At 68.7% G+C, this 26,781-nt stretch carries 28 protein-coding genes and 1 riboswitch; of the genes, 15 read left to right on the forward strand and 13 right to left on the reverse strand.

All coding sequences use genetic code 11. The features are described from left to right. Positions 1–36: 36 nt before the first annotated feature. Positions 37–1,650 carry an AMP-binding protein gene (locus tag HCA44_RS10750; protein ID WP_169648544.1) on the reverse strand — a complete coding sequence of 538 codons (1,614 nt, stop codon included), beginning with the start codon at positions 1,648–1,650 and terminating at the stop codon, positions 37–39. 136 nt (positions 1,651–1,786) lie between these two features. Then, on the reverse strand, positions 1,787–2,446 hold the full coding sequence (locus HCA44_RS10755) for a hypothetical protein (protein ID WP_169648545.1): 660 nt from the start codon (positions 2,444–2,446) through the stop codon (positions 1,787–1,789). 267 nt (positions 2,447–2,713) lie between these two features. On the opposite strand from HCA44_RS10755, the gene ctaD reads away from it, so the two are divergent. Next, positions 2,714–4,447 carry a cytochrome c oxidase subunit I gene (gene ctaD, locus HCA44_RS10760; protein WP_206037989.1) on the forward strand — a complete coding sequence of 578 codons (1,734 nt, stop codon included), beginning with the start codon at positions 2,714–2,716 and terminating at the stop codon, positions 4,445–4,447. A gap of 46 nt (positions 4,448–4,493) precedes the next feature. Here the strand turns inward: ctaD and HCA44_RS10765 are convergent, their stop codons facing one another. Then, a complete protein-coding gene (locus tag HCA44_RS10765) occupies positions 4,494–5,063 on the reverse strand; it encodes a histidine phosphatase family protein (RefSeq protein ID WP_169648546.1) in 570 nt (189 codons plus the stop codon). A gap of 82 nt (positions 5,064–5,145) precedes the next feature. Next, a riboswitch (Fluoride riboswitch) is annotated at positions 5,146–5,230 on the forward strand. A gap of 18 nt (positions 5,231–5,248) precedes the next feature. Between HCA44_RS10765 and HCA44_RS10770 the strand changes: the two genes are divergently transcribed. The 7 genes from HCA44_RS10770 (at position 5,249) to HCA44_RS10800 (ending at position 11,051) form a co-directional block, all read left to right on the forward strand. Beyond that, positions 5,249–5,692, forward strand: coding sequence for a CrcB family protein (locus HCA44_RS10770; RefSeq protein WP_346764668.1), 444 nt, complete (start codon positions 5,249–5,251; stop codon positions 5,690–5,692). Further along, on the forward strand, positions 5,689–6,087 hold the full coding sequence (gene crcB, locus HCA44_RS10775; protein WP_240945437.1) for a fluoride efflux transporter CrcB: 399 nt from the start codon (positions 5,689–5,691) through the stop codon (positions 6,085–6,087). The genes HCA44_RS10770 and crcB overlap by 4 nt, the downstream gene beginning before the upstream one ends. Positions 6,088–6,112: 25 nt before the next feature. Further along, a complete protein-coding gene (locus tag HCA44_RS10780) occupies positions 6,113–6,553 on the forward strand; it encodes a universal stress protein (protein ID WP_169648548.1) in 441 nt (146 codons plus the stop codon). A gap of 113 nt (positions 6,554–6,666) precedes the next feature. Continuing rightward, positions 6,667–7,851, forward strand: a complete 1,185-nt coding sequence (locus HCA44_RS10785) for a Rieske 2Fe-2S domain-containing protein (protein WP_169648549.1) — start codon at positions 6,667–6,669, stop codon at positions 7,849–7,851. A gap of 63 nt (positions 7,852–7,914) precedes the next feature. After that, positions 7,915–9,096 carry an acyl-CoA dehydrogenase family protein gene (locus tag HCA44_RS10790; RefSeq protein ID WP_169648550.1) on the forward strand — a complete coding sequence of 394 codons (1,182 nt, stop codon included), beginning with the start codon at positions 7,915–7,917 and terminating at the stop codon, positions 9,094–9,096. A gap of 36 nt (positions 9,097–9,132) precedes the next feature. Then, positions 9,133–10,038, forward strand: coding sequence for a biphenyl-2,3-diol 1,2-dioxygenase (gene bphC / locus HCA44_RS10795; RefSeq protein WP_169648551.1), 906 nt, complete (start codon positions 9,133–9,135; stop codon positions 10,036–10,038). A 188-nt stretch (positions 10,039–10,226) separates the two neighbouring features. Beyond that, a complete protein-coding gene (locus HCA44_RS10800) occupies positions 10,227–11,051 on the forward strand; it encodes an IclR family transcriptional regulator (RefSeq protein ID WP_169648552.1) in 825 nt (274 codons plus the stop codon). 4 nt (positions 11,052–11,055) lie between these two features. Here HCA44_RS10800 and HCA44_RS10805 read toward each other — a convergent pair whose 3' ends face one another. Then, on the reverse strand, positions 11,056–11,688 hold the full coding sequence (locus HCA44_RS10805; RefSeq protein ID WP_169648636.1) for a PadR family transcriptional regulator: 633 nt from the start codon (positions 11,686–11,688) through the stop codon (positions 11,056–11,058). A 222-nt stretch (positions 11,689–11,910) separates the two neighbouring features. Between HCA44_RS10805 and HCA44_RS10810 the strand changes: the two genes are divergently transcribed. From HCA44_RS10810 to HCA44_RS10820, 3 genes are read left to right on the forward strand one after another with little or no spacing between them, the layout of a single operon-like run. After that, on the forward strand, positions 11,911–12,297 hold the full coding sequence (locus tag HCA44_RS10810; protein WP_169648553.1) for a nuclear transport factor 2 family protein: 387 nt from the start codon (positions 11,911–11,913) through the stop codon (positions 12,295–12,297). Between the two features lie 10 nt (positions 12,298–12,307). Further along, positions 12,308–12,562: a hypothetical protein gene (locus tag HCA44_RS10815; RefSeq protein WP_169648637.1), complete on the forward strand. Its 255-nt coding sequence runs from the start codon at positions 12,308–12,310 to the stop codon at positions 12,560–12,562. Between the two features lie 58 nt (positions 12,563–12,620). Further along, a complete protein-coding gene (locus HCA44_RS10820; protein ID WP_169648554.1) occupies positions 12,621–13,796 on the forward strand; it encodes an NADH:flavin oxidoreductase in 1,176 nt (391 codons plus the stop codon). Positions 13,797–13,819: 23 nt separating this feature from the next. Here HCA44_RS10820 and HCA44_RS10825 read toward each other — a convergent pair whose 3' ends face one another. Further along, positions 13,820–14,683: a sulfite exporter TauE/SafE family protein gene (locus HCA44_RS10825; protein ID WP_169648555.1), complete on the reverse strand. Its 864-nt coding sequence runs from the start codon at positions 14,681–14,683 to the stop codon at positions 13,820–13,822. Positions 14,684–14,805: 122 nt separating this feature from the next. On the opposite strand from HCA44_RS10825, the gene HCA44_RS10830 reads away from it, so the two are divergent. From HCA44_RS10830 to HCA44_RS10840, 3 genes are read left to right on the forward strand one after another with little or no spacing between them, the layout of a single operon-like run. Beyond that, positions 14,806–16,200, forward strand: coding sequence for a rhodanese-like domain-containing protein (locus tag HCA44_RS10830; protein ID WP_169648638.1), 1,395 nt, complete (start codon positions 14,806–14,808; stop codon positions 16,198–16,200). Positions 16,201–16,245: 45 nt separating this feature from the next. Continuing rightward, positions 16,246–16,410, forward strand: a complete 165-nt coding sequence (locus HCA44_RS10835) for a hypothetical protein (protein ID WP_169648556.1) — start codon at positions 16,246–16,248, stop codon at positions 16,408–16,410. A 43-nt stretch (positions 16,411–16,453) separates the two neighbouring features. Next, positions 16,454–17,101, forward strand: coding sequence for an NAD(P)H-binding protein (locus HCA44_RS10840; RefSeq protein WP_169648557.1), 648 nt, complete (start codon positions 16,454–16,456; stop codon positions 17,099–17,101). Between the two features lie 3 nt (positions 17,102–17,104). Here the strand turns inward: HCA44_RS10840 and HCA44_RS10845 are convergent, their stop codons facing one another. Continuing rightward, positions 17,105–17,974, reverse strand: coding sequence for a mycofactocin-coupled SDR family oxidoreductase (locus HCA44_RS10845; RefSeq protein ID WP_169648558.1), 870 nt, complete (start codon positions 17,972–17,974; stop codon positions 17,105–17,107). A 248-nt stretch (positions 17,975–18,222) separates the two neighbouring features. On the opposite strand from HCA44_RS10845, the gene HCA44_RS10850 reads away from it, so the two are divergent. Then, positions 18,223–19,548, forward strand: coding sequence for a hypothetical protein (locus HCA44_RS10850; protein ID WP_169648559.1), 1,326 nt, complete (start codon positions 18,223–18,225; stop codon positions 19,546–19,548). On the opposite strand, the gene HCA44_RS10855 is transcribed toward HCA44_RS10850, so the two are convergent. The 7 genes from HCA44_RS10855 to dnaK form a co-directional block, all read right to left on the reverse strand. Next, positions 19,532–20,332 carry an SDR family oxidoreductase gene (locus HCA44_RS10855; RefSeq protein WP_169648560.1) on the reverse strand — a complete coding sequence of 267 codons (801 nt, stop codon included), beginning with the start codon at positions 20,330–20,332 and terminating at the stop codon, positions 19,532–19,534. The genes HCA44_RS10850 and HCA44_RS10855 overlap by 17 nt on opposite strands. Before the next feature lie 196 nt (positions 20,333–20,528). Then, a complete protein-coding gene (locus tag HCA44_RS10860) occupies positions 20,529–21,677 on the reverse strand; it encodes an RNA-guided endonuclease TnpB family protein (RefSeq protein WP_169648561.1) in 1,149 nt (382 codons plus the stop codon). Positions 21,678–21,761: 84 nt separating this feature from the next. After that, positions 21,762–22,448 carry a GNAT family N-acetyltransferase gene (locus HCA44_RS10865; RefSeq protein ID WP_346764669.1) on the reverse strand — a complete coding sequence of 229 codons (687 nt, stop codon included), beginning with the start codon at positions 22,446–22,448 and terminating at the stop codon, positions 21,762–21,764. Next, positions 22,415–22,825, reverse strand: a complete 411-nt coding sequence (locus HCA44_RS10870; protein ID WP_169648562.1) for a helix-turn-helix transcriptional regulator — start codon at positions 22,823–22,825, stop codon at positions 22,415–22,417. Before HCA44_RS10870 ends, HCA44_RS10865 begins: the two co-directional genes overlap by 34 nt. Further along, positions 22,825–24,000: a molecular chaperone DnaJ gene (dnaJ, locus tag HCA44_RS10875; RefSeq protein ID WP_169648563.1), complete on the reverse strand. Its 1,176-nt coding sequence runs from the start codon at positions 23,998–24,000 to the stop codon at positions 22,825–22,827. Before dnaJ ends, HCA44_RS10870 begins: the two co-directional genes overlap by 1 nt. Before the next feature lie 22 nt (positions 24,001–24,022). Then, the gene (gene grpE, locus HCA44_RS10880; protein WP_169648564.1) at positions 24,023–24,742 is read right to left on the reverse strand and encodes a nucleotide exchange factor GrpE; all 720 of its coding nucleotides are present in this window, start codon (positions 24,740–24,742) and stop codon (positions 24,023–24,025) included. Then, positions 24,739–26,586: a molecular chaperone DnaK gene (dnaK, locus tag HCA44_RS10885; protein WP_169648565.1), complete on the reverse strand. Its 1,848-nt coding sequence runs from the start codon at positions 26,584–26,586 to the stop codon at positions 24,739–24,741. The genes grpE and dnaK overlap by 4 nt, the downstream gene beginning before the upstream one ends. Positions 26,587–26,781: the final 195 nt, after the last annotated feature.

The following is a 26,781-nucleotide window of genomic DNA, read 5'->3' on the forward strand; positions in this document are numbered from 1 at the left end:
GAAGCGACCGCGGGGCTGATCAGTGAGCTGCGTGCGTCAGGTGAGCTGCGGCTCGGCACCGCTGCGGTAGCGCTGACGCAGCGACTTCTTGTCCAGCTTGCCGAGCGGGGTGACCGGCAGCGAGTCGAGGAAGTCGACCGACTTCGGTGCGTGCACCGACCCTTTCGCGTCCCGCACGCGGGCGACGAGTTCGTCGGCATCGACTTCGGCACCGTCTCGCAGCACGACGCACGCCTTGACCGCTTCGCCCCACTTCGCGTCGGGTACTCCCACCACCGCGACGGACGCGACCGCTGGATGCGCCGAGATGACGTCCTCGATTTCGCGGGGGAACACGTTGAAGCCGCCGGTGACGATCATGTCCTTCTTGCGGTCGACGATCGTGAGGAAGCCGTCTCGGTCCCGGCGCGCGACGTCGCCGGTGTGCAGCCACCCGCCGCGCAGTGCCTCCTCGGTTTCCTGGGGCTTGTTCCAGTAGCCCTTCATGACGAGCGGGCCGCGCACGCAGATCTCGCCCAGCTCGCCCTGCGGAACCTCCTGCAGGTCGTCGTCGAGTAGCCGGACGTCGAGCCACGGCACCGGTCGCCCGCACGTCGCGAGGCGCTCGGCGTCGCCGGGCACGTGCTCTTCCTTGCGCATGACGGCGATCGTCATGCCGCACTCGCTCTGCCCGTAGTACTGGAAGAACACGGGCCCGAACTTCTCGATGCCCTCGCGCAGCCTGGTCGGCGAGATCGCCGAGGCGCCGTAGAAGAGCGTCTCGAGGCTCGACACGTCGCGGTGCGCGAGGTCGGGGTGGTCGAGCAGCATGTAGATCATGGTCGGCACGAGCATCGTGGCGGAGATGCGGTGCTTCTCGATCGCCTCGAGCACCGCGCCCGGCTCGAACGACGGGAGCACGACGAGCGAACCGCCGCGCAGCAGCGTGGGGATGAAGAATGCCGCACCGGCGTGCGAGAGCGGCGTGCAGATCAGGAACCGCGGCTCGTCGGGCCACTGCCACTCCGACATCTGGATCTGGTTGAGTGTGGCGCCGGATCGGAAGGAGCCGACGACGCCCTTCGGCTTGCCGGTGGTGCCCCCGGTGTAGACGATGCTGCTCGAATCCTCGGCGTCCATCTTCGCGGTCTCGAGCGGCTTCGGCTCGAACGTCGCGGCGAGCGCGAGGATGTCGGTGCCGACCGAGGACGGCCCGAGCGAGAACACGTTCTTCACCGTGGCGACCGCCTTGTGGAGCTCGTCGGCACGGTCGGCGAAGTGGTCGGGATCGAAGATCAGCGTCTCGGTCTGGGAGTCCTCGAGGATGTAGGTGTGGTCGCCGAGCGAGCCCATCGGGTTGAGGGCGGTCGACCGGCAGCCGGAGATCATCGTCGCACCCATCGCGATGAGCACCTCGGGCCGGTTCTTCGACAGCATCGACGTGGTCGAGCCCGGACCGACCCCGAGCGACGCGAGCGCCTGCGCGAACTGGCTGATCTGCGCGCTCATCTCGGCGCCGGTGAGCACCTGGTCGCCGATGTGCAGCGCGGGCTTGTCGAGATTGCGTTCGAGCGCCGCGACGAGCAGGTCCGGCGTGTACGCGGGCCGGTACAGGTCGCGTGCCGCGTCGGCGTTGCGACTGTCGAGGGATCCGGTCTCGTGGTCGGTCATCGGGCGGTCCTTACGTCTGTTGCGCCGCCCAGGCGAATCCGAGCGGCCGTCGATGGTGGGTCTGTCGGTGATCGCCACGATAACCGCGAATCGCGAAAACTGGAACCTGTTCTATTGTCGGATCGGCGTGCTGCCGCTACTCGTCACGCACTCCCGCGTCGCGACGACGCACGTCGGCCGCCCGGATGTCCCGCATGCTCCGCACCGACAGCCTGCCGATCGCGATCGCGCCCAGGAACACGATCACGACACCGAGACCGGTGAAGAAGCTGATGTGCTCGAGTGCGCGCATCCAGTCGCTCGATCCGCCCGGTTGCCCGAGGTCGCCGAGGCCCCACGGCTGCGCGAGCGACGGTCCGATCGCGAACCACGCACCCGCGGCGACGGCGAGCCAGCCGCCGAAGCTCGCGGTGACACGATTTCGGCTCGCGAGCAGCAGCAGGCCACCCACGACGCACACCACGCCGGGGAGCACTTCGAGCCAGCCGCGCGCCTCGGTCCACGTCCACACCTCGCGCGGCGTGTAGCCGAAGTCGAACGCGGGCCCGACGAACGGGATGAGTGCGCCCCACACACCGAGCACGACGAGCAGGAGGCCGCTCAGGGCGCCGCGCGTGCGCGGCACGTGCACTCGCCCCCCACGTACGTTCGCGGGCACGCCCGAGTCGACCGGCCGCGTCGCGTCGGTCGCGGGTGTGCCCGACCCGGCGGTGGGAACCGGCCCCGAGTCGAGCCGCGCGCCGCCGGACGCCGCGCGTTCGTGACGGGGATGGTGAGTCGGTTGATGCTGGGTCATGACGACCCCCTTCCAACAGGGACGGTTCGTCCGTGAAACCGACACCGTTCAGGAGGGGTTGCCCGTATCGACGTGGTGAAACCTTCCGGAAAGGGGTTGTTTTCGGCAAGATGTGGCGCACACTGAAGCAGGAATCCACCGCCCCGGGTGCGCACGTGGACAGCTCGCGTGCGTCGGCCGTCGGCGGCGTTGCACACAGAAAATCGCAGGTCGAACGCGTTTCATCCGAAAGCTTGTCGAACACCGCAGGTGCGAAATGAGGGGCTGATGACGGCAACACGTGTACCGCCGATCGAAGCGAAGCGGCCGTACCCGCCGCGGGTGGGCCGCAAGGGCGGCACGATCTACAACCTGATCACGACGACCGACCCCAAGGTCCTCGGGATCATGTACCTCGTCACCACGTTCACGTTCTTCCTCATCGGCGGTCTCATGGCGCTGCTGATGCGCGCCGAGCTCGCGGTTCCCGGCCTCCAGTTCCTGTCGAACGAGCAGTTCAACCAGCTGTTCACCATGCACGGCACGGTGATGCTGCTGTTCTACGCGACACCCGTCGTGTTCGGTTTCGCCAACTTCGTACTCCCCCTGCAGATCGGCGCGCCCGATGTCGCGTTCCCACGGCTGAACGCGTTCAGCTACTGGCTGTACCTGTTCGGCGCACTGATCGCCACGGCAGGCTTCATCACCCCCGGCGGCGCCGCCGATTTCGGGTGGACCGCGTATTCGCCGCTCACCAGCATGCTGCACTCCCCCGGTGTGGGCGCAGACCTGTGGATCATGGGTCTGGCCGTGTCGGGTCTCGGCACCATCCTCGGCGGCGTCAACTTCATCACCACCGCCATCTGCCTGCGCGCACCGGGCATGACGATGTTCCGGATGCCGATCTTCACGTGGAACATCTTCATCACCGCGATCCTCGTGCTCATCGCGTTCCCGATCCTCACCGCGGCGCTGCTCGCCCTGTTCTACGACCGTCACCTGGGCGGCCACATCTACGACCCCGCGACCGGGGGAACTTTGCTGTGGCAACACCTGTTCTGGTTCTTCGGCCACCCCGAGGTGTACATCATCGCGCTGCCGTTCTTCGGCATCGTCTCCGAGATCTTCCCGGTGTTCTCGCGTAAGCCGATCTTCGGCTACAGCGGCCTCGTCTACGCCACCATCGCGATCGGCGCGCTGTCGATCGCGGTGTGGGCACACCACATGTACGCCACCGGAGCGGTGCTGCTGCCGTTCTTCTCGTTCATGACGTTCCTCATCGCCGTGCCGACCGGCGTGAAGTTCTTCAACTGGATCGGCACGATGTGGCGCGGGCAGATCACCTTCGAGTCACCCATGCTGTTCTCTCTGGGCTTCCTGGTCACCTTCCTGTTCGGTGGTCTGTCCGGCGTCATCCTCGCGAGCCCGCCGCTCGACTTCCACGTCACCGACACCTATTTCGTCGCCGCGCACTTCCACTACGTGCTGTTCGGCACCATCGTGTTCGCCACCTACGCAGGCATCTACTTCTGGTTCCCCAAGATGACCGGCCGCATGATGGACGAGCGTCTCGGCAAATGGCATTTCTGGACCACCTTCGTCGGCTTCCACACGACCTTCCTGGTCCAGCACTGGCTGGGCAACGAGGGCATGCCTCGGCGCTACGCCGACTACCTGCCGTCGGACGGGTTCACCACGCTCAACACCGTCTCGACGATCGGCGCCTTCATCCTCGGTGCCTCGACGTTGCCGTTCCTGTGGAACGTCTTCAAGAGCTACCGGTACGGCGAGGTGGTCACGGTCGACGACCCGTGGGGCTACGGGAATTCGCTCGAATGGGCGACCAGTTGCCCGCCGCCGCGGCACAACTTCACCGAGCTGCCGCGCATCCGCTCGGAGCGGCCTGCCTTCGAGTTGCACTACCCGCACATGGTCGAGCGGATGCGCGCCGAGGCGCACGTCGGCCGCGGGCACAGCGAGGACGCGGGCAAGCCGGGCTCGTTCCTCGGTGCCGGGCGCTGACCGAACCCGGTACCGGACACTGCCACCCCTGCTCAGGTTGTCGCCGTCACTCGGCTTTTTGGTCGTAGAGGTCGACCACCCAGCCGTGTTCGGTCCACGACAACTGGTCCCAGCACGCGGTGCGTTGCCGCACGTCGCCGAGGGACGGGTCGATCATGCCGATCAACGTCGTGAGGAAGGCGTCGTGTGTGACGAACACGATGGGGCCGACGTCGAACTCGACGACGAGCTCCGCGAACGCCGACTTGACCCGCTCGTTGAGGGCCTCGCGGGATTCGACTCCGGGCGCCTCGTCGACGCTGCCGAATCGATCGATCACCTCCGCCCGCACCGCGCCGTTCCACGGCCCGTAGTCGCGATCGTCGAGGCGGTCGTCGGTCAGCAGCGGCACGCCCGCGGCGTCCGCGACGGCCCGGCCCGTCGCGACCGCACGGATCAGCGGGCCGGACACGACGACGGTGGGATTGCGTTCGGCGAGCACGCGGGCGAGGCGAGCGACCTCGGCCTCCCCGGTGGGATCGAGCGGCGGGTCGCTCCTGCCGCGGATGCGCCCGTCCGCGTTGAGGACGGTTTCGCCGTGGCGGGCCAGATACACACGGTCGACTGCCGGTTTCACGCATTCTCTCCCCTCGTCGCGCACCTGCCCCTACTGTCCGCCGACGAGCGAGACCGCGCCGCGCTTTCCGTGATTCGATATGCTGTCCGGCGGCGATGGATCCCGCCGGGGCACCGTGCCCGAACCGCCCGCACCGTCCGGTGCCGGCTGATGGCTCCTTCCACTCACAGGAAGGAGTCCGTCTCGTGAACCACCACCCCACGCACGCGGTCGCGCCGCCGTTGCATGTGCGCGGACGCGCCCTCGCGGCCGTCGCCGCCGGCGGTGCGCTCGGCACCCTCGCACGCTACGGCGTCGGGCTGCTGCTGCCCACCGAACGCGGACACTGGCCGTGGGCCACGTTCTCGGTCAACGTCGTCGGCGCGTTCGTCCTGGGGGCACTGCTCGAACTGCTGGTCCGCTCGGGGACCGACTCGGGTCTGCGGCAGACGATCCGGCTCGGCGTGGGCACCGGGTTGCTGGGGGCGTTCACGACGTACAGCGCGTTCGCCGTCGACATCGACCTCCTGGTCCACGACGGCCACGCCGCGGTGGCGCTGTCGTACGCGGCTGCGACGCTCGCGGCAGGTTTCGCGGCGACGGCGCTCGGCATCGCGTGCGCTGCACGATGGGGCCGGGGGCGGAGATGACGTGGGATGCGGTGCCGTCGTGGCTCGTCGTGATGCTCGTGTGCGCTGCGGGCAGCGCGGGCGCCGTGTGTCGCTTCATGGTCGACGGCGTGGTGAAAGCCCGTGTCGGGGCGAGATTCCCGTGGGGCACGCTCGCGGTCAACGTGAGTGGTTCGCTGGTACTCGGCGTCGTCACGGGCATCGTGGTGTTCCACGACGCGGCGCCGCAGTGGCAGCAGGTGCTGGGCGTCGGATTCTGCGGCGGGTACACGACGTTCAGTACCGCGAGCTTCGAGTCGGTACGCCTGGTCCAGCAGGGTCGCGCGGCCGCGGGCGCGGCGAACGTCTTCGGCAGCGTCGCGGTCACCGCCGCGGCCGCGGCGATCGGGCTGAGCACAGATGCCGTGGCGCTGTGACCGGGAGAACCTGAAGGGAGACACCATGACTTCGCAGGACACCCTCGTCGTCGGATTCGACGGCCACGACGCGTCGATCGCGGCGCTCGAGCACGCAGCGGGCCTCGCGGCCCGGCTCGACGCCGCGGTGGTGGTCGTGCATGTGCTCGACCTCGGGGACACGCCGCTCGACCCGGATGCGGCTCGCTGGGAGCCCGACACGGCGCATCGTGTCGCGCGACTGCGGGCGCGGGTCGCGGAGATCGTGGACGCGCACGACGCGGCGTGGGCCTTCGAGGCGACCGCGGGCGACGTCGTCGACGTGCTGGTCGACCGGGCGGACGCGGTCGACGCCACGTGGATCGTGCTCGGTGCGCCGCGGCGCGGGCTGCTCGCGCGCATGGACCGGATGCTCGGTGAGGCGGTCGCCGCGCGCATCCTGACGCGCAGCGTGTCGCCGGTCGTGGTGGTGCCGAGTCCCAGCTGAGCACGCTTCCATCCAGCGGGAATACCCCCTCCCGCCGAGACGCGCACCCAGACAGTATGAGCTTCATCACAGTGCACCGGCCTGCCTGCCGGTAGTTACGGAGGAGCTCGTCGATGACCCAGCTTTCCCATCCCCCCACCAGCACGAACACCACCACGGCCGACGAGGTGGAGGTCCGCACGATCGAGGCCGCCGCGGCGCCCACCCGTTTCGCGCGCGGCTGGCACCTGCTGGGCCTGGTGCGCGACTTCCAGGACGGTGAGCCGCATCAGATCGACGTGTTCGGCACGAGCCTGGTCGTCTTCGAGGACAGCAAGGGCGGCCTCAACGTGCTCGACGCGTACTGCAGGCACATGGGTGGCAATCTCGCGCAGGGCACGATCAAGGGCGACGACATCGCGTGCCCGTTCCACGACTGGCGGTGGAACGGCAAGGGCAAGTGTGCCGACATCCCGTACGCGCGCCGCGTGCCCCCGCTCGCCCGCACGCGCGCGTGGACGACGCTCGAGCGCAACGGCCAGCTGTTCGTGTGGCACGACCCCGAAGGCAATCCGCCGCCCGAGGGCGTCACGATCCCCGAGATCAAGGGCTACGGTACCGACGAGTGGACCGACTGGTCCTGGAAGACGCTGCGGATCAAGGGCTCCCACTGCCGCGAGATCGTCGACAATGTCGTCGACATGGCGCACTTCTTCTACATCCACTACTCGTTCCCGCGCTACTTCAAGAACGTCTTCGAAGGGCACGTCGCGACGCAGTACATGAACTCGACCGGACGTGAAGACGTCATCTCGGGCACCAACTACGACGACCCGAACGCCGAACTGCGGTCGGAGGCGTCGTACTTCGGCCCCGCGTACATGATCGACTGGCTCGAATCGGATGCCAACGGGCAGACGATCGAGACGGTGCTGATCAACTGCCACTACCCGGTATCGAACAACGAATTCGTGTTGCAGTACGGCGCGATCGTCAAGAAGCTCCCGGGCCTGTCCGACGAGGAGTCCGAGGGCATGGCGGCGCAGTTCGCCGAGGGCGTGCAGCTCGGCTTCGAGCAGGACGTCGAGATCTGGAAGAACAAGGCGCCCATCGACAATCCGCTGCTGTCCGAGGAAGACGGCCCGGTCTACCAGCTGCGCCGCTGGTACCAGCAGTTCTACGTCGACGCCGCGGACGTCACCGACGACATGACCGCGCGATTCGAGTTCGAGATCGACACGACGCGCGCCGTCCAGAGCTGGCAGAAGGAAGTCGCCGAGAACCTCGCCGCACACGAAGAACTCGGTGCTGCGCAGTAGCGCGTCCGAACCGGCAGCACCCGCTACCTCCTCGAATTCCCCCGCACGAACGAAGGAACACCCATGAGTTACGAAGTGATGGCTCGTATCGACGCGCTGGCCGACGAGTTGTTCGTCGAGGGCGAGGAGGCCGAGCGCCTCGGCCGTGTCGCCGACGACACGACGAAGAAGATGAAGGAAGCCGGCGCGATCAAGATGCTCCAGCCGAAGGAGTACGGCGGCTTCGAGTCGCACCCGCGCGAGTTCGCCGAGACGGTGATGCGGCTGGCGTCGCTCAATCCGTCGGCGGGGTGGGTGCACGGCATCGTCGGCGTGCACCCGTGGCAGCTCGCCTTCGCCGATCCTCGTGTCCAGGCCGAGGTGTGGGGCGACGACGACAACACGTGGATGGCGTCGCCGTACATGCCCGGCGGCCTGTGCATCCCGGTCGACGGCGGCTACACCTTCTCGGGCCGCTGGCAGTTCTCGTCCGGTACCGACCACTGCGACTGGGCCTTCCTGGGTGCGCTCGCGTGCAATGCCGACGGGACACCCGAGAATCCTCCGCGGATGCTGCACGTCGTCATTCCGCGCAGCGACTACCGGATCATCGAGGACTCGTGGGACACGATGGGTCTGCGCGGCACCGGTTCGAAGGACGTCGTCGTCGAGAACGCGTTCGTGCCGGACTACCGGGTGATGGACTGCGACGAGGTGATCGACGGCACCGCCGTCCGCAATTACGGACGCACCGAGACGCTGTACCTGATGCCGTGGTCGAACATGTTCCCGCTCGGCATCACCTCCGCGGTGCTCGGCATCGCGGAGGGAATGTTGCGGCACGCCAACGAATACCAGGCCGAGCGCATCAACGCGCAGGGCACGCGGATCAAGGACGACCCGTACACCTTGTTCGCGATCGGCGAGGCCACCGCCGACCTTCAGGGCGCGCGCGACACCCTGCTCGCGAACGTCGACCGGATGTGGGATCTGGTGGACGCGGGCAGGACGCCCACCTTCGAGCAGCGGGCGATCGGCCGGCAGACGCAGGTGCAGGCGGCGTGGCGCGCGGTGAACGCGATCGACCGGGTCTACCCGCGCTGCGGCGGCAACGCACTGCGGATGGACAAGCCGTTGCAACGGTTCTGGCGGGACGCACACGCCGGTCTGCACCACGCGATCCACGTGCCCGGCACCGTGTTCCACGCGGCGACGCTGAGCACTCTCGGCGCGGAGCCCGAGGGCCCGCTCCGCTCGATGATCTGACTCCTCTCCCCCTCTCACACGGAAGACGCATTCGCCATGACCGATCTGAAAGCTCTCGGCTACGTCAAGATCCAGACCACCGACCTCGAACGATGGCGCACCTTCGCATTCGACGTCCTCGGCTTCGCGGAAGGCACCGGCCCTGACGAGAACGCGCTGTACCTGCGCATGGACGAGCGTGCCGCGCGCATGGTCGTCGTTCCCGGCGACACCGACGAGGTGATCGCGGTGGGCTGGGAGGTGCGCGACCACGCGGCCCTGCAGAACGTGCGCGAGGCCGTCGAGCGCGCGGGCGTCGCGGTCAAGCCGCTGTCACTCGACGAGGCCGATGCGAGGCGCGTCGAGGAAGTGATCACCTTCCAGGATCCGAACGGCACGACGCTCGAGGTCTTCCACGGCGCCGTGCTCGACCACAGCCCCGTCGTGACGCCTTTCGGCTCACGGTTCGTGACCGGTTCGCAGGGTCTCGGTCACGTGGTGCTGCCCGTGCTGGACCCGAACGCGTCGTTCGAGTTCTACACGGATGTACTGGGCTTCCTTCCGCGCGGCGCATTCCGCATCCCGGCACCGCCGGAGTTCGGTCCGGTGCGCATCCGCTTCCTCGGGATCAACGAGCGGCACCACAGCCTCGCGCTGTGCCCGGCCCCGCACGGCGGGGCACCGGGTCTGATCCACGTGATGGTCGAGGTCGACACGCTCGACGCGGTCGGCCAGGCGCTCGATCGCGTCGCGAAGGACGGCTTCTCGCTGTCGTCGACGCTCGGCAGGCACACGAACGACAAGATGGTGTCGTTCTACGTGCGCGCTCCCGGCGGGTGGGACATCGAGTTCGGCACGGACGGCATGAAGGTCGACGAGGCGCACTACAGCGCCGAGGAGATCACGGCGGACAGCTACTGGGGCCACGACTGGTCGGGCAGCGAGCCGCTCGCCGCGATGTGACCCGAAATCGAACCGGCGGGTAACCCGGTTCGACGTGCACGAACCCCGCGACCGTAAAACGGTCGCGGGGTTTTTTTCGTGATCCACTTCACAATCACGTCGGCACGTGGGACTATTCCTAATCGAAATACCCATGTCAGGGCGATAGCTCCGCTCGCCCGCATGCCAGGACTTCGTGAGGAGATCCCATGACACCGTCGTCGCCGTTCCCCACCGCAGTTTCCGAGACACCCGCCGTTCCCGGGCCACCCGCAGCCCCCCACGCCCCTGTCTCCGCGCCCACCGCCGTTCTCGAACGCGTGTCGTCGGTTCTCGACGCGTTCGACGGTCCGGGCCGGCTCACGCTGTCCGACGTCGTGCGCCGCACCGGACTGCCACGCTCGTCGGCGCACCGGATGCTCGACCAGCTCGTCCAGATGCGCTGGCTGCGCCGCGAAGGCCGCGACTACGAGCTCGGGATGCGGCTCGTCGAGCTCGGCTCGCTCGCCGTCCACCAGGACCGGCTGCACGCCGCGGCCATCCCGACGCTCAACGAACTGCACCGGGTGACCGGTTACGTCGTGCATCTCGCGGTGCTCGACGGCCCCGACATCGTCTATCTCGAGAAGATCGGCGGCCGCTTCAGCAGCGTCGTCCCCACCCGCATCGGGGCACGCAGGCCGGCCCGACGCACCGCAGTGGGCAAGGCACTGCTCGCCGGATCGGCCGCCGTGGCGCACGACCAGGAACTCCTGCGCGTCCACGATCGCGGTGTCGCATTCGAAAAAGAGGAATCGGTACGGGGTTTCGGATGCGTCGGCGCCCCGGTGGGGCCTGCGGACGCCCCCGTCGCGGCGATCTCCGTGTGCGGCCCGGTCGCGCACATGGTGTTCGACCATCGGCTCGCGGGCCCGGTGCGCATGGCGGCGGCCGAGATCTGGCGCGCGTACGAGACGAGCCGCGTCCACGTGACGCCGACGATGCAACGTCGCAGTGCCTGGCCCGCCCGTGCGGGTGCGCGCACCCCCGCCTAGTGGTTCACGACCCGGTCGCGCGCTCGTGCGCGGAGACATCGCGCACGACGTCCTCGACGCTGCGCCAGTGACCCGGCTCCACGGGCAGCGGCATCCCGGCGGCGTCGGTGCGTTCGACGGCCGCAAAACCGGCCGCGGCGTCGTCGATGTCGTCGAGCAGGCGGCGTGCGAGGTCGATCTCGGCTTCGAAGTAGCGCACCGACCACAGCAGGCTCAGCCGTGGATACGACCACGACGGCTCGCGGGACGAGTGGTCGTAGTGCAACTGTGCACGCCTGCGCAAGTCGTCGATGTTGTCGATGTGCGCGGCCACGAGTTCCTTGAGCCGTTCGGGATCACTCAGGTGACCCATCCAGATACGCAGCAGCACACTGTGCTTGAGCACCGGAATCTCGACGGGTGCGTCGCGCGACCACGCCTGCACGGCCGCGATGCCGTCGGGCGTGATCGCGTAGACGCGCCTGCCGCGCACGCCGGCCTCGGCGATCTTGCGCGAGCGCACGAGCCCGAGCGACTCGAGTTTCTTGAGTTCGCTGTAGACCTGACTGACCGACGGACTCCAGTAGAAGAAGCCGACACTCCAGTCGGCCCACTTCTTCGCGTCGTTGCCCGAGAGCTCCTCGCCGAACGTGAGCATGCCAAGGACCGCCCAGCTCGTCGCGGGCAGCGCGGGGTACGTGAGCTCGGGTTCCGGCGCGGATTCGGACACGGGAAAAGCCTAACAACCGGTTACCGTGACGCGGGTTCACCGGCATCGCAGTGCCCACTCAGTGGCACTTTCCTGCGATTTCGTCCAGCCGAGTCCCGCTGCACGGGATTGCCGCCGACACGGTGCACGGGCGGGCGATAGCTTCCGCCCATGACTGCAGCCGACACCTTTTCGCCCGAAGCACTCCGTTCCGCCGTCGTGCGCTATCTCGACGCCGTCGCGAGCGGCGACCCGGCTGCGATCGGCGCGCTGTACGCGCCGGACGCGACCCTCGAGGACCCGGTCGGCAGCGAGCCCCGGCAGGGGCGCGAGGCCATCACCGAGTTCTACGGCGCGATCGCGAACGCGAAGGTGACCTACGAACTGTTCACCCTGCGCGCCGCCGGGAACAGCGCCGCATTCCACTTCCGCATCGCCACCGAGGCGGGCGGGCGGACCTTCGTCGTCGAGCCGATCGAGACGATGACCTTCGACGCCGACGGGCTGATCACGAGCATGCGCGCGTACTGGGCTCCCGGCGACATGCAGCAGGGATGACGCCATGACCATGCAATCGGTCACGTGCCGCACGTGCGGTAACCGTGTGCTCGCCGAGAAGTACAGCGAGGAGCACACGAGCGTGCAGTGGCTCGCCGACAGCGAGCGCGTGTGCGCCGAGTTCTCGGCGCGCACGTCGCTCGGCGAGACGGACGCGAGCCGCCCGACGTGCACCGCACTGCGCGATTCGATCGACGCCGAGGTCGCCGAGGGCAAGCTCGTCCTCACCACCCGCAGCTACCCGGTGCCCGGCCGGCTCGAATAGCCGCCCACCGGCATCCATCAGTCCATCCGCTCCACGTCGACCCAGAGGAAACTCGACCATGACGAAGGCTCCCGACGTCCTCGAACCCGCCACTCTCGGCCCGATCACGCTGCGCAACCGCATCCTCAAGGCGGCGACATTCGAGGGGCGCACGCCCGGCGCGCTGGTGAGCGACGACCTGATCGAGTACCACCGTGCGCCCGCGGCGGGCGGCGTCGGCATGACGACGGTGGCGTACTGCGCGGTGGCCCCGGAAGGACGCACCGAGGGCAACCAGATCTGGATGCGCCCCGAAGCGGTACCGGGTCTGCGACGGCTGACGGATGCGGTGCACGCGGAGGGCGCGGCGGTGTCGGCGCAGATCGGCCACGCGGGCCCGGTGGCGAACGAAAAGCTCACCGGTTACCCGGCTCTCGCGCCCACTCGCGCGTTCAGCCCGCTCAGCATGCGACCGATTCGCACCGCGACCCTCGACGACATCGAACGCATCCGGCTCGCGCACGGCACTGCGGCCGAACTCGCGATCGAGTCGGGCTTCGACGCGGTCGAGATCCACTTCGGTCACAACTATTTCGCGAGCTCGTTCCTGAGCCCCAAACTCAATCGGCGCAAGGATCACTACGGCGGCTCGCTCGAGAACCGGGCGCGGCTCGTGCGCGAGACCGCGCGGACGGTCCGCGAGACGGTCGGCGACCGCATCGCGATCCTCGCGAAGCTCAGCATGGACGACGGCGTACCGGGTGGCTTCTGGATCGACGAGGCGATCCAGGTCGCGAAGTGGCTCGAGGAGGACGGCAGCCTCGACGCGATCGAGCTGACGATCGGCAGCTCACTGCTCAACCCGATGTACCTGTTCAAGGGCGCCGCCCCCGTCCACGATTTCGCGAACGTGATGCCGCAGCCGCTCAAGGCGGGCATCCATCTCGCCGGCGGCATGTTCCTGCGCGAGTACCCCTACGAGCCGCTGTTCATGCTGGAGAAGGCCCGGCAGATCCGAGATGCGGTGTCGATGCCGCTCGTACTGCTCGGCGGCGTCACCGACCGCGCGGGCATGGACACCGCGATGGCGGAGGGTTTCGAGTTCGTCGCGATGGCGCGCGCCCTGCTGCGCGAACCGGATCTGATCAACCGGATCGCGAAGGAGTCGGACACGAAGTCGCTGTGCATCCACTGCAACAAGTGCATGCCGACGATCTACACGGGGGCACGATGCGTCCTCGTGGACCCGGCGTGACCCCGGGTTCGGTCGGCCCCGGCTCACGCGTGCGCGGGCACGCGTAGCCGCACCGCCCACCGCCGCACCAGACAGTGCGGCCTCCGACTGCAGTTCCACGACATCGCAGCCGCGACCGCCACCAGCACCGCGGCCGCGATGCCCACCGCAGGCGACAGTTCCTGCGCCAGGACGACCGACGCCATCGCGAGGACGAACCAGCCGAAGCCCTTGCGTAGCGCGTCGGAGTCGACACGCGCGGTGAGCCGTCCACCCACCAGGGCGCCGGCCACCGCGGCCGCGGTCACCGCACCGGCGAGCGGCCAGTCGATCGACACGGCGGACAGGTGGCCCGCGAAACCGGCGAAGGTGTTCATCGCGATCACCACGAGCGACGTGCCGACGGCGACAGGCATCGGGAGTCCGCCGAGCAGTGCGAGCGCGGGCACGACGAGGAAGCCGCCGCCCGCACCGACGAGGCCCGTGATCAGGCCGACGGCCACTCCCAGCAGCAGGATCGTCGCGGTCGACGGCACGGATCGCCGCGTCGCGGTTCGGCGCCCGCGCAGCATCCCGACGGCGGTCGCGATCATCATCACGGCGAATGCGAGGAGCAGCACCGTGTCCGGCACGACGCGGGACACGAGACCGCCGGCGAGTGCTCCGATCGTGCCGGCGAGGCCGAACAACAGCCCGGTGCGCCATCGCACCCGGCCCGCGCGAGCGTGCGACACCGCGCCGACGACGCTGGTGACGCCGACGACGAGCAGCGACGTCGCGATCGCGTCGTCCACGGCCATGCCCGCGACGTACGCCAGCAGCGGGATCGTGAGGATCGAACCGCCGCCGCCGAGCAGGCCGAGCGAGACTCCGACCAGCATCGCGAGCACGACGGTCAGCGCCAGCACATTCACTCCTCCCTCGATGGGCGATCCTTGAAGGACGATCACACCCCTGGGGGTATGTCTTGCTACCATGGTAGACATACCTACAGGGGTATACCGATCCCACCCGGAGAGGAGACATGATGTTGCTGGTCGAGCAGTACTACCTCGAGTGCCTGTCGCACGCGTCCTACCTGATCGGCGACTCCACCACCGGCCGCGCGATCGTGGTCGACCCGCGCCGCGACGTCACCGACTATCTCGACGACGCCACACGCCACGGCCTGACCGTCGAGGGCGTCGTCAACACGCACTTCCACGCCGACTTCGTGTCCGGGCACCTCGAGCTGGTCGACGCCACCGGCGCGTGGATCGGTTTCGGCGAGGCCGCCGAAACCGAGTACCCGATCCGCCGGCTCGTGCACGGCGAGCACCTGTCGCTCGGCGAGGTCGACCTCGAGATCCTCTCGACGCCCGGCCACACGTGGGAATCGATCTCGGTGGTCGTGCGCGAACGCGCGGGCGCCGCGCCCACCGCGGTCCTCACCGGCGACTCGCTGTTCATCGGTGACGTCGGCCGACCCGACCTCGCCAATCTGAGCGAGTCGGCCGATGCGGACGAGAGCACACGTGATCTGGCCCGCGCGATGTACCGCACGATCCACGACACCCTCTTGGCGCTGCCCGACGCGACCACCGTCATGCCCGCACACGGCGCGGGCTCGTCGTGCGGCAAGAACCTGTCGACCGAACTCACCTCGACGATCGGCGAGCAGCGTCGCACCAATCCGTCCGTGCAGGCCATGCCCGAGGACGAGTTCGTCGCGATGCTCACGGCGGGGCAGCCCGCGGCGCCCACCTACTTCTCGTCCGACGTCGCGATGAACAAGGCCGTGCACCCGCTGTTCTCGGCGAGCAGAGACATCGACGAGCTCACGCCCGGCCGGGTGCGCGATGCCCTCGCCTCCGGCATCCGGGTGGTGGACGCCCGTAGTGTCGACGATTTCGCCGCGGGGCATCTGCGCGGCAGCGTCAACGTCGGCTTCGACGGCCGTTTCGCCGAAACCGGCGGCATGGTCGCGGAGGTCGGGGCGCCGCTCGTCCTCGTCACCTACCCGGGCGAAGCCCGCCACGCCGCGCTGCGCCTCGCCCGCATCGGTTCGGACAACACGATCGGCCACCTCACGGTCGGCCGCGACGGCCGCTTCCCCGATGCCCTCGCCGACCTCGTCCAGCCCGCCCGGCGCACCACGGTCGCCGAACTCGAGGCGCTGCTCGCCGCCGACGCGGTCACGCTCGTCGACATCCGCAATCCGGGCGAGCGCGAGCTCGGCACGATCCCCGACGCCGTCGCGATACCGCTCGCACAGCTGCACGCACGGCTGGGCGCCGTGCCCGCGGACAAGCCGATCGTCGTGCACTGCGCGGGCGGCTGGCGCTCGAGCGTCGCGGCGTCGCTGCTGCGTGCGCACGGCTTCGACGGCGTCACCGATCTGCTCGGCGGGTACAGCGCGTGGGCCGACGCCCACGTGCCGGCCTGATCCCACTCACCCCGCTCCCCCGCTTTTCCCGAAAGGACCCTCACCATGTGCTATCCCGTCGCGTGCTCCCGATGCGGCAAGACCGGCTGGGGCGGCTGCGGCCGCCACGTCGACGCCGTGATGGCGGGCGTGCCCGCGGCTCAGCGGTGCACGTGCACCGACGAACCGCAGCCGCGCCGCGGGCTCATCCGGTCGCTGTTCGGACGCTGAGTTTTCGCGCCGCGCGGCGTGCACCGCGGGCTACCCTCGGGAGATGACCACGATCGCCGTCGTCGGCGCCACCGGGTACACGGGCCGGCACCTCGTCTCGGAAGCAGTGTCACGCGATTTCGACGTCATCGCCGCAGCACGCGACGTGTCGTCGGTCGAGCCGGGCGAACACGTCACGACGCGAAGCGGCACCCTGTACGACACCGATTTCGTCGACGCCCTCGCGCGTGACTCCGACGCGCTCGTCGTCGCCGTGCCCGGCCGCGAGCTCGACGGCCGCAGCCTGTACGAGGCGATCAGCGACATCGCCGAGGCCACGGCGCGGCACCAGATCCGGCTCGGCGTCGTGGGCGGTGCGGCGTCGCTGCACGTCTCCCCCGGCGGGCCACGCCTGATCGACACCGCCGATTTCCCGGCGGAATACCTACCCGAGGCACGCGGCATGTACGCCGTGCTCGTCGAACTCGAACGCACCCTCGAGCACGTCGACTGGTTCTACGTGAGCCCGTCCGCCGAGTACGGCGCCTACGCCGATCCTCCCGCGCGCGGCACCTACCGGCTCGGCGGCAATGTACTGCTCACCGAGCCGGACGGGACGTCGAGCATCGCGGGTGCGGATTTCGCGAAGGCGTTCGTCGACGAGATCGAGAACCCGACGCACTTCCGCGAACGGTTCACCGTCGGCTACTGACGCTCAGCGCTGGGTGCTGCCCGCGTCGACCGGGAGCGCGACGGCGGTGACGTAGCGGGCTTCGTCCGACGCGAGGAAGAGCGCGGCGTTCGCGACGTCGACGGGTTCGATCCACGGGATCGGCAGCATGTTCATCGTGGTCGCTGCCTCGGCGAACTCGTCGCGGGTGGGGTCGGCCAGATCGGGCCGGAACTTGGCGCGCACCGCCGGATTCTGGATCATGGCGGTGTCGACATTCGTCGGGTGCACCGAATTGACGCGCACATGATGCGGCGCGAGTTCCCTTGCAAGTGAACGCATCAGACCGACGACACCGTGCTTCGCGGCCGTGTAGTGCGCGACCCCCACGAGGCCGCGAAGGCCTGCGATCGAGCTCGTGAGGATCATCGCGCCGCCGCCGCGGTCGATCAGATGTGGCGCCGTCGTCGTGCACGTGTGCCACACGCCGGTGAGATTGACGTCGAGCATCGTGCGCCACGACTGCTCGTCGAGTTCGAGCGCGGGAGCGGACGACGTGATGCCCGCAGTCGCACACACGATGTCGAGGCCGCCGAGCGCCGCGACCGCGGAGTCGACCGCGTCCCGCAGCGCGTCCCGGTCCCGCACGTCGACGACGTGCGCCTCGACCTTCGCGCCGAACGCCGCGGCGGCCCTGGCCGTCTCGTCGAGATCCTGTCGCGTGGCGGGCGGCGTCACGGTCGTCTCGACCGGCCCGCACAGGTCGAGCGCGACGACGTCCGCGCCTTCCTGCGCGAACCGCAGCACCTGTGCACGGCCGATCCCCCGTGCCGCACCCGTCACCAGCGCGACCTTGCCCGCGACGCGACCGGGCCTGTTCGTGTGCGCTTCCGTCCCCGTTTCCACAGCAGCCATGACGACACGGTAGGAATCGAGTCGGTCCGGCGGACACCCTGTCTCCCACCAGGTGGGCGGGACACCGGACGAATTCGCATCCCGGCGAACGTGGCTGTACCGCGCGCGGCCGTGATGTGGCATCTTGTGCCTGACATCGTGGGCGCTCGCCCTGCTCGATGCGCACTCCGCCCGCGTCCGCCGGGCGGCGAAGAGAACGGGAGTAGCCGGTGCGAGGCTGGTCGTGGAGGGCTGCGACGCTGGTCGCGGTGATCGGGACGAGTGTGTGCAGCGTCGTGGTTCCGGCTGCGGCTCGACCCGCGCCCGAACCGGTTCCCGCCGAACCGCAGTGCGTCGGCGCGAACGACGCGACGCTCGGCGCGGTGTTCGATGCGGTGCTCGACACCGCGCTGCCGATCCTGCCCGCCGAGTTCCACGATGTCGTGCCGCAGCTGCGCGACGAGGCACACACCCGCATGGAGCAGGCGCGCGTGTCGATGCTGTCGGTCTCGAACCCGCGCCGCACCCTCTCCGACGACCCGGAGGCGGGCGTCAACACCACCAACGATCCCGTCGCGACGTACGTCGTGACGCAGCTGATGAACGTGCGCGACGGCGTCGCCGCACAGTCGATCCCGGTCGAGAGGCTCACCCTCGGGCAGGCGATCGAGACGGCATACTTCCTCATCTACACCACGACCCTCGTGCCGACGACGATCGTCGCGGGGATGATCCCGTCGATCGGTCAGGTCGCTCCGGGCGTCAGCGTCGGCACCTTGATCAAGCTGCCGCTGCAGCTAGGTGTGTTCGGCTTCAAGGCGATCTACCGGGCGACGCAGAGCACGCTCGAGCGTGGGTGTGTCGCCGATGCCGGCTCCGATCGCCTGGACGGAGCGGGCGAGCCGGATGCCGCTACCGACAACGGGTTCCGCGCGTCGCCCCTCGTCGAGGAACTCGCGGCGACCCTCGCGGTGTCGGACGGCACGTGCGCGCCGGTGTCGGACATGACGCTTTCGCGCGTCGTCGACCGCACCGTGAGCTACCTCGAAACCACTGCCCCCGACGCCGCGGCCCGCACACAGGCCACCGATATGGGTTACCGGTTACGCTGGGCGGCAGCCAATCTCATGGTGCCGTCGAATCTGATCCCGGAGAACCCCGACGACTTCGACACGATCGAATCGGTGCTCTCGCTCGCGCTCGGCTTCGTGCCCTACGTCGGCGGCGCCGCCACCGACGCGCTGATCGGGCTCACCGACAACCTGATCGAGCAGAAGGGCGACGTCGGGCTCGTGCCGCTCGGCGAGCTCACCGTGGACAAGTCGCTCACCGCCGCACGGTATGCGTACTCGCTCACCACGCAGGTGATGCAGCTCGCGTGGGGCCAGGTCACGGTCTCGCTGGCAGACGCCGTCACCGGTGAGACCATGGAAACCGACGTGTCGGTCAACCCGTTCAGCTTCCTGCCGTCGCCGTTCCCGCTGATCAACGCGCCCAACCTCTACGGTCTCGCGACCTACCACCGCGTGCTGCGGTCGGTGTGCCTGAGCGAGGATCGTGTGCCGGAGCCGGCCGAGCTCACACCTTCTGCGTGAGTCCCGCGTCGATCACGAGCTGACTGCCGGTCATGTAGCGCGACTCGTCGGACGCGAGGAAAAGCACCACATTGCTCACGTCCTCCGGGGCGATCCACGCCACCGGCAGCAGGTTTCGCGACGCGAGGACGGCTGCCGCGTCAGCCTCGGTGGGGTCGTCGAGGCCGGGGCACAGGTTCGCGAACGTGCGCTCGTTGAGGATCATCGGCGTCGCGACCGAGCCGGGGTGCACGGTGTTCACCCGGATCGAGCGCGCGCCCAGCTCGTTCGCGAGGGTGCGGGCCAGCCCGACGACGCCGTGCTTGGCGGCGCTGTAGTGGGACGCCGTGGGAATCGCCTTGATCCCCGCGGTCGAGCTGACGATCACGACCGACCCACCCGCATCCGTCATGTGCGCGACTCCCGCCTGCACCGTGTGCCACACACCGGTGAGGTTGACGTCGAGCGAACGCGCCCACACCGCCGGGTCGATGGTCCACGACGGTCCCGGGGTGTCGTACACGCCTGCGTTGGCGATCACCGCGGTGAGCCGACGGCCCAGCGCGGTCACCGCGCCGTCGACGGCGGTGCGCAGCGCGTCGCCGTCGCTCACGTCCGCGGCGGCGGTGACACACGCGCGACCGGTCGCGCGGACCGCGTCGGCAGTCGCGGCGAGGGCGGCGTCGTGGGCGAGGTCGAGCGCGACGACGTCGGCCCCCTCCTCGGCGAGACGGATACAGTGCGCCCGCCCCATGCCGCCACCCGCGCCGGTGACCAGTACCGCGCCGCCTGCCATCCGCGCCATCGCGCAACCCCTCTCGCTGTCGGTTCGTGACCTTCCGGAAGGTAGCTGCGGCGGCGCGGCCCCGGTACGGGGTCCTCCCGCCGGACGGGACAGCGCACCGGGATTGACGTCCTCCCGGCCGTGAACGACCAGGATTCCTACAGCGGCACGGTGCGCCGCTTCGGTGGGTTCCTGTTTCACTGGGACGTGCCTTCCGCTACGCGGCAGGACTTACGGTCCCTCCACAGGCGTTTCGTTTCTCCGCCCGTCCGGCGGCGAGAATGTTCTTCGCAGCGTTCAGGTCGCGGTCGTGGACCACGCCACACGCTGTGCACTGCCACTGTCGGACCGACAACGGCTTCGGTCCGTCGACCACTCCGCACGCCGAGCAGGTCTGGGACGACGGGAACCAGCGGTCGATCTTCACGAAGGTCCGCCCGTATCTGCGGGCTTTCTCCTCGAGCATCCGGATGAACATGCCCCACCCGGCGTCGTGTACCGACTTCGCCAACCGAGTGCGCGCCAGCCCCGACACCGCCAGGTCTTCGACGTACACCGCTTGGCTGTCGCGGATGATCGCCGTGGACTGCTGGTGCGCGAAGTTGCGACGCGGATCGGCCACCTTGGCGTGCGCCTTGGCGACACGCCGGCGCGCCTTGGCCCGGTTGCTCGACCCCTTCTCCTTGCGGGAAAGGGTCTGCTGCGCCTTGCGGAGCGTGCGCTCCGCACGCCGCAGAAACCTCGGCGACGTGATCGTTTTGCCATCCGACAGGACAGCGAACGTGGTGAGCCCCAGGTCGATACCGACCTCGGAATCGACTTCGGCCAGTGGAGCCTGGTCGACCTCGACGACGAAACTCGCGAAGTACCGGCCCGCAGAGTCCTTGATGATCGTCACCGACGACGGGTCGGACGGCAGATCCCTCGACCACGCCACCTTCAGCTCGCCGATCTTCGCGACATACAGCTTCCGGTTCCGGCGGATCGAGAATCCGTTGCGCGTGAGCCGGAGCGACTGCTGGTTGTCCTTGCGGGACCGGAACCGCGGCGCACCGACCCTGCGGCCCCTGCGTTTGCCGGACATCGAGTCGAACCAGTTCCGGTACGCGCGCCGCGCATCTTGGCAGGCCTGCACCAGCACTACCGACGCCACCTCGGCCAGCCACGCCCGCTGTGGAGTCTTCTTCGCTGCGGTGACTACCTGTTTCTGTACGTCGGTGTCCGCGAGCTTCACCCCGGCCTCGTATGCGTCCTGCCGGGCGCGCAGTGCATCGTTGAATACCACCCGCGCACACCCGAACGACCGGGCCAGCATGTCCTGCTGGCCGGGCGTCGGGTAGACGCGGAACTGGTATCGCAACTGCACAGGCAAACCCTATTCCTGACCACCGACACACTTGATGCGCTAACCCGGCCCTGAAGGACCGGGCTTGCGCGCTACGTTCTCCGGTCAGAGTTCGCGGACCATCGTCACTTGACGGACCCGGGCCCCGCGGAATCGCAGACCAGGTACGGCTGCCTCGCTCCCGTATGCCCGGAAACCCATGCGTTCGAAAAAGGCGACGCCACGGGCATTCTCCCGCAAGGTCTGCAGGTGACAGCCCGGCGAGCCGAGCCAACGCAGCCGGTCGAGCCATGCCTCCATCAGCGCGTCGGCAGCGCCCGTGCCACGTGCTTCCTCCGCGACGTCGATGTGCAGGTGCGCGGGCCATCGGGGATCGACGAAGTCGCCGGCAACCGGCACGCGGCGCACCGCGTCGCGGAGCGCATCGACACCGCTGCGCAGGAAGAAGCGCATCGCGGTCGGCCGGAGGAACGGCTTGTACCGCGCGAACGCCGCCTGCATGCGCGCGCTCTCGGTGGGAAACGCCGCAGTGTCGACACACCCGGCGAGGTATCCGACCAGTTCTCCGTCGAGGACCGCAACGAAGAACGACTCGGGCTCGAGCTCGACGTACGGGAACAGGTAGATCGCGGCCTCGGACTCCGGGTCGCCCCACAGCGACGCGGTCGGTGAGCCCGCGCCCACCGTCGGGTACAGCACGGCGAGCGCCGCGCTGTCGTCGTCACGATACGGTCGGACCTCGAGGGCGGCCATCGCGGTCAGCCGTCGCGACGACGGTTGCGCGGTTGCCACACCACGATCGAGTTGCTGCGCGGGATGGTGGCGGGCAGCCGGTTGTAGGTGGCGTGGACCTGCGCGATCTCGTGTGCGAGCTCGGACACCTTGCGCTGCAGCTCTTCCACCTGCGTGGTGAGTTCGATGATGCGTTTGATGCCGGCGAGGTTGACGCCCTCGTCCTGCGACAGCCGCTGCACCTCGCGCAGCAGCGCGACATCGCGCGGCGAGTAGCGGCGCCCGCCACCCGCCGTGCGGTGCGGCGTGACCAGACCGAGCCGGTCGTAGTTGCGCAACGTCTGCGCATGCATGCCCGCGAGTTCCGCGGCCACCGAGATCACGAAGATCTGCGCGTCGGGGTCGACGTCACGAGGGTTCTTCGGCTGCTCGTTCATCACACACCTGCCCACCCGGACCTGGGGTCGAATCCGCTGGCCTGCTCGGCCTCGAGGTACTCACGCAATGCCGCGACGGCGTCGTCGGACAGATTCTGCGGCACCGCCACCTTGACGGTGACCAGCAGGTCGCCCGCGGTGCCGGACTTCTTCGGCACACCGCGCCCGCGGACCCGCAGCACACGGCCGTCCGCGGTACCCGCCGGGATCTTCACGCCGACGCGTCCTTCGAGCGTCGGCACCGACACCGTCGTCCCCAGCACGAGTTCGCCGTAGCCGACCGGAACGGTGACCGTGAGGTTGTCGCCGTCGCGGCCGAACACCTTGTCGGGACGCACCCGCACCGTGACGTAGAGGTCACCCGACGGCGCCCCACGCAGCCCTGCCTCGCCCTGACCGGCGAGACGGATCTTCTGCCCGTCGCTCACACCGGGGGGCACTCGCACCGTGATGGTGCGGGTGCGGTTGGTGACTCCGTTGCCGTGGCACACCTCGCACGGCTCGTCGATGATCGAGCCGGTGCCGCGGCACTCGTCGCACGGCTCGCTGAAACCGAATGCGCCCTGATTGCGGTTGATCACGCCTGCACCGTTGCAGCGCGGGCACACGCGCGGGCTCGTCCCCGGCTTGGCACCGCTGCCGTGGCAGTTCGTGCACGCCGACGGGCTCGTGAGCCGCAGCGGCACGGTGACGCCGAGCGTCGCTTCGCGGAAGTCGAGGGTGGTGTCGGTTTCAACGTCGCTGCCGCGGCGCGGCCGAGTCGACGTCGTGCGGCCACCGGCGCGGTTGCCGAACAGGCCGCCGAAGATGTCGCCGAGACCACTGTCGCCGCCCGCGCCGCCGCCGCCGAAGAGGTCGTTGATGTCGAAGCCGCCCGCACCACCGAAGCCGCCGGATCCGGGGTCGAATCCGCCACCACGCGAGCCGAATCCACCGCTCGCGAACAGTGCACGCGCGTCGTCGTACTCCTTGCGCTTGGCCGGATCCGACAGCACCGCGTGCGCTTCGCTGACGGCCTTGAACCGGTCCTCGGCGGCGGTGTCCCCCGGATTGGCGTCCGGGTGCAGGTCACGCGCGAGCTTGCGATACGCCTTCTTGATGTCGTCCTGGGATGCGTCGGACGAGACGCCCAGCTCCTTGTAGAAGTCCTTCTCGATCCACTCCCGTTGGCTCACTGGGCGCCTCCTCCTTCCGCTGTTATTTCTGTTCGCCGGTGGCGGTGGCACCGCCGGTGTCGGGCCGATCGGTCACGGCCACCATCGCGTGCCGGAGCACGCGGTCACCGAACGTGTAGCCCTTGCGCAACACCGCGCCGAGTACCGGATCGCTGCCCTCGCCCTCGTGCTGCACCGCTTCGTGCAACTCGGGGTCGAATGCGTCGCCCTCGGCACCGAACTCGGCGAGACCGAGACCACCGAGCGCTGCCGTCAGCTTGTCGGCGATGGCCTTCATCGGCCCGTCGTCGAGGTCGCCGTGCGCCCGCGCGCGATCGAGATCGTCGAGGATCGGCAGCAGCTGTTCGGCGACGGACGCCTTGCCGCGTGCCGCCTGCTCGAGCTTCTCCTTGTCGGTGCGCCTGCGGTAGTTGGTGTACTCGGCCTGCAACCGCTGGAGGTCGGCGGTGCGTTCGGCGAGCGCGATCGCCTCGGGAGACTCGGCGGCCTCCTCGGTGATCTCCTCCGCCTCGTGCACGGCGCCGGTGTCCTCGTTGTCCAACTGCGCATCGCTGTTCGACTGCGCAGCGCTGTTCGACTGCGCATCGTCCAGTTGCGATTCCACCTGTTCGTACCCTGCGTCGTCCGAGCCGGGGGCCGGCCGATCCTGGCCGGCCGGCTCCCGCACTTCACCGGTTTCCGGGTCGATCTTCCGCTTGTCCACGAAAGAAACCGGTTCGTTCTCGGACCGATCCGAGGTCACTTCTTCTCCGAATCGTCGGGCTCGTCCACGACCTCGGCGTCGACGACGTCGTCGGCACCACCCGTGGCCGCGCCCTCGCCGTCACCGGCTGCGCCTTCCTGCTGCGACGCTTCGTAGATCGCCTGGCCGAGGGCCTGCGACTCGGTCGACAGCTTCTCGACGGCGGTCTTGACTGCAGCGATGTCGCTGCCCGCGAGGGCGTCCTTGACGTCCTTGACCGCGGCCTCGACCTTCTCCTTGACCTCGCCGGAGACCTTGTCCTCGTTGTCCTTGACGAACTTCTCGGTCTGGTGGACCAGCGACTCGGCCTGGTTGCGCACCTCGGCCTCTTCGCGACGATTCTTGTCCTCTTCGGCGTGGGCCTCGGCGTCCTTGACCATCCGGTCGATCTCGTCCTGCGACAGGCCCGAGCCTTCCTGGATGCGGATCGTGTTCTCCTTGCCCGTGCCCTTGTCCTTCGCCGTCACGTGCACGATGCCGTTGGCGTCGATGTCGAAGGTGACCTCGATCTGCGGCACGCCACGCGGGGCGGGCGGCAGGTCGGTGAGCTCGAAGGAGCCGAGAAGCTTGTTGTGCGTCGCGATCTCGCGCTCACCCTGGTACACCTGGATCTGCACGGACGGCTGGTTGTCGTCGGCCGTCGTGAAGGTCTCGCTGCGCTTGGTGGGGATCGTGGTGTTGCGCTCGATGAGCTTGGTCATCACGCCACCCTTGGTCTCGATGCCGAGAGACAGCGGCGTGACGTCGAGCAGCAGGACGTCCTTGACCTCGCCCTTGAGCACGCCTGCCTGCAGCGCGGCACCCATCGCGACGACCTCGTCGGGGTTGACACCCTTGTTGGGCTCGCGGCCGCCGGTGAGCTCCTTGACCAGGTCGGACACGGCGGGCATACGGGTCGAGCCGCCCACGAGCACGACGTGGTCGATGTCCTTGACGGCGATGCCCGCGTCCTTGATGACGGACTGGAACGGCGCGCGCGTGCGGTCGAGCAGGTCCGACGTGATGCGCTGGAACTCGCTGCGCGAAAGCTGCTCGTCGAGGAACAGCGGGTTCTTGTCGGCGTCGACGGTGATGTACGGCAGGTTGATCGACGTCGACTGCGAGCTCGACAGCTCGATCTTCGCCTTCTCCGCCGCTTCACGCAGACGCTGCAGCGCCATCTTGTCCTTGGTGAGGTCGATGCCGTTCTGCGACTTGAACTTCTCGACGAGCCAGTCGACGACACGCTGGTCCCAGTCGTCGCCACCGAGGTGGTTGTCGCCGGACGTGGCGCGCACCTCGACGACGCCGTCGCCGATCTCCAGGAGGGACACGTCGAACGTGCCGCCGCCGAGGTCGAACACGAGGATCGTCTGTTCCTTGTCGCCCTTGTCGAGGCCGTACGCGAGCGCGGCCGCGGTGGGCTCGTTGACGATGCGGAGCACGTTGAGGCCCGCGATCTGGCCGGCCTCCTTGGTGGCCTGGCGCTGCGCGTCCTCGAAGTAGGCCGGGACGGTGATGACCGCGTCGGTGATGTCTTCGCCGAGGTATGCCTCGGCGTCACGCTTGAGCTTCATCAGCGTGCGGGCGCTGATCTCCTGCGAGGTGTATTTCTTGTCGTCGATCGAGGTGGTCCAGTCGGTGCCGATGTGGCGCTTGACCGAGCGGATGGTGCGGTCGACGTTGGTGACCGCCTGGTTCTTCGCGGGCTGACCGACCAGAACCTCGCCGTTCTTGGCGAAGGCGACGATCGACGGCGTCGTGCGCGAGCCTTCGGAGTTGGCGACCACGACGGGCTCGCCGCCCTCCAGCACGGACACGACAGAGTTCGTTGTACCGAGGTCGATACCGACGGCACGAGCCATTACATTTCCTCACTTTCGTTGTGCACTTCCGGGCGCGTTCGCGCGCCGGACCTGCGTTCGGGGCGCCTGTGAGCGCGTCCGGCTCAAGTTTGCACGGCCCTCCGGGCCTCGTCAATTCCAACTTGAGTCGGGCACGCTCAAGGCTGTTCACTGGGCTCAACGAGGGGTCCCCCGGAATTGTTCCCCTGCGCTCCC

Source organism: Rhodococcus sp. HNM0569, from assembly GCF_012726205.1.
In the GTDB taxonomy this organism is placed as follows: Bacteria; Actinomycetota; Actinomycetes; order Mycobacteriales; family Mycobacteriaceae; genus Rhodococcus_F.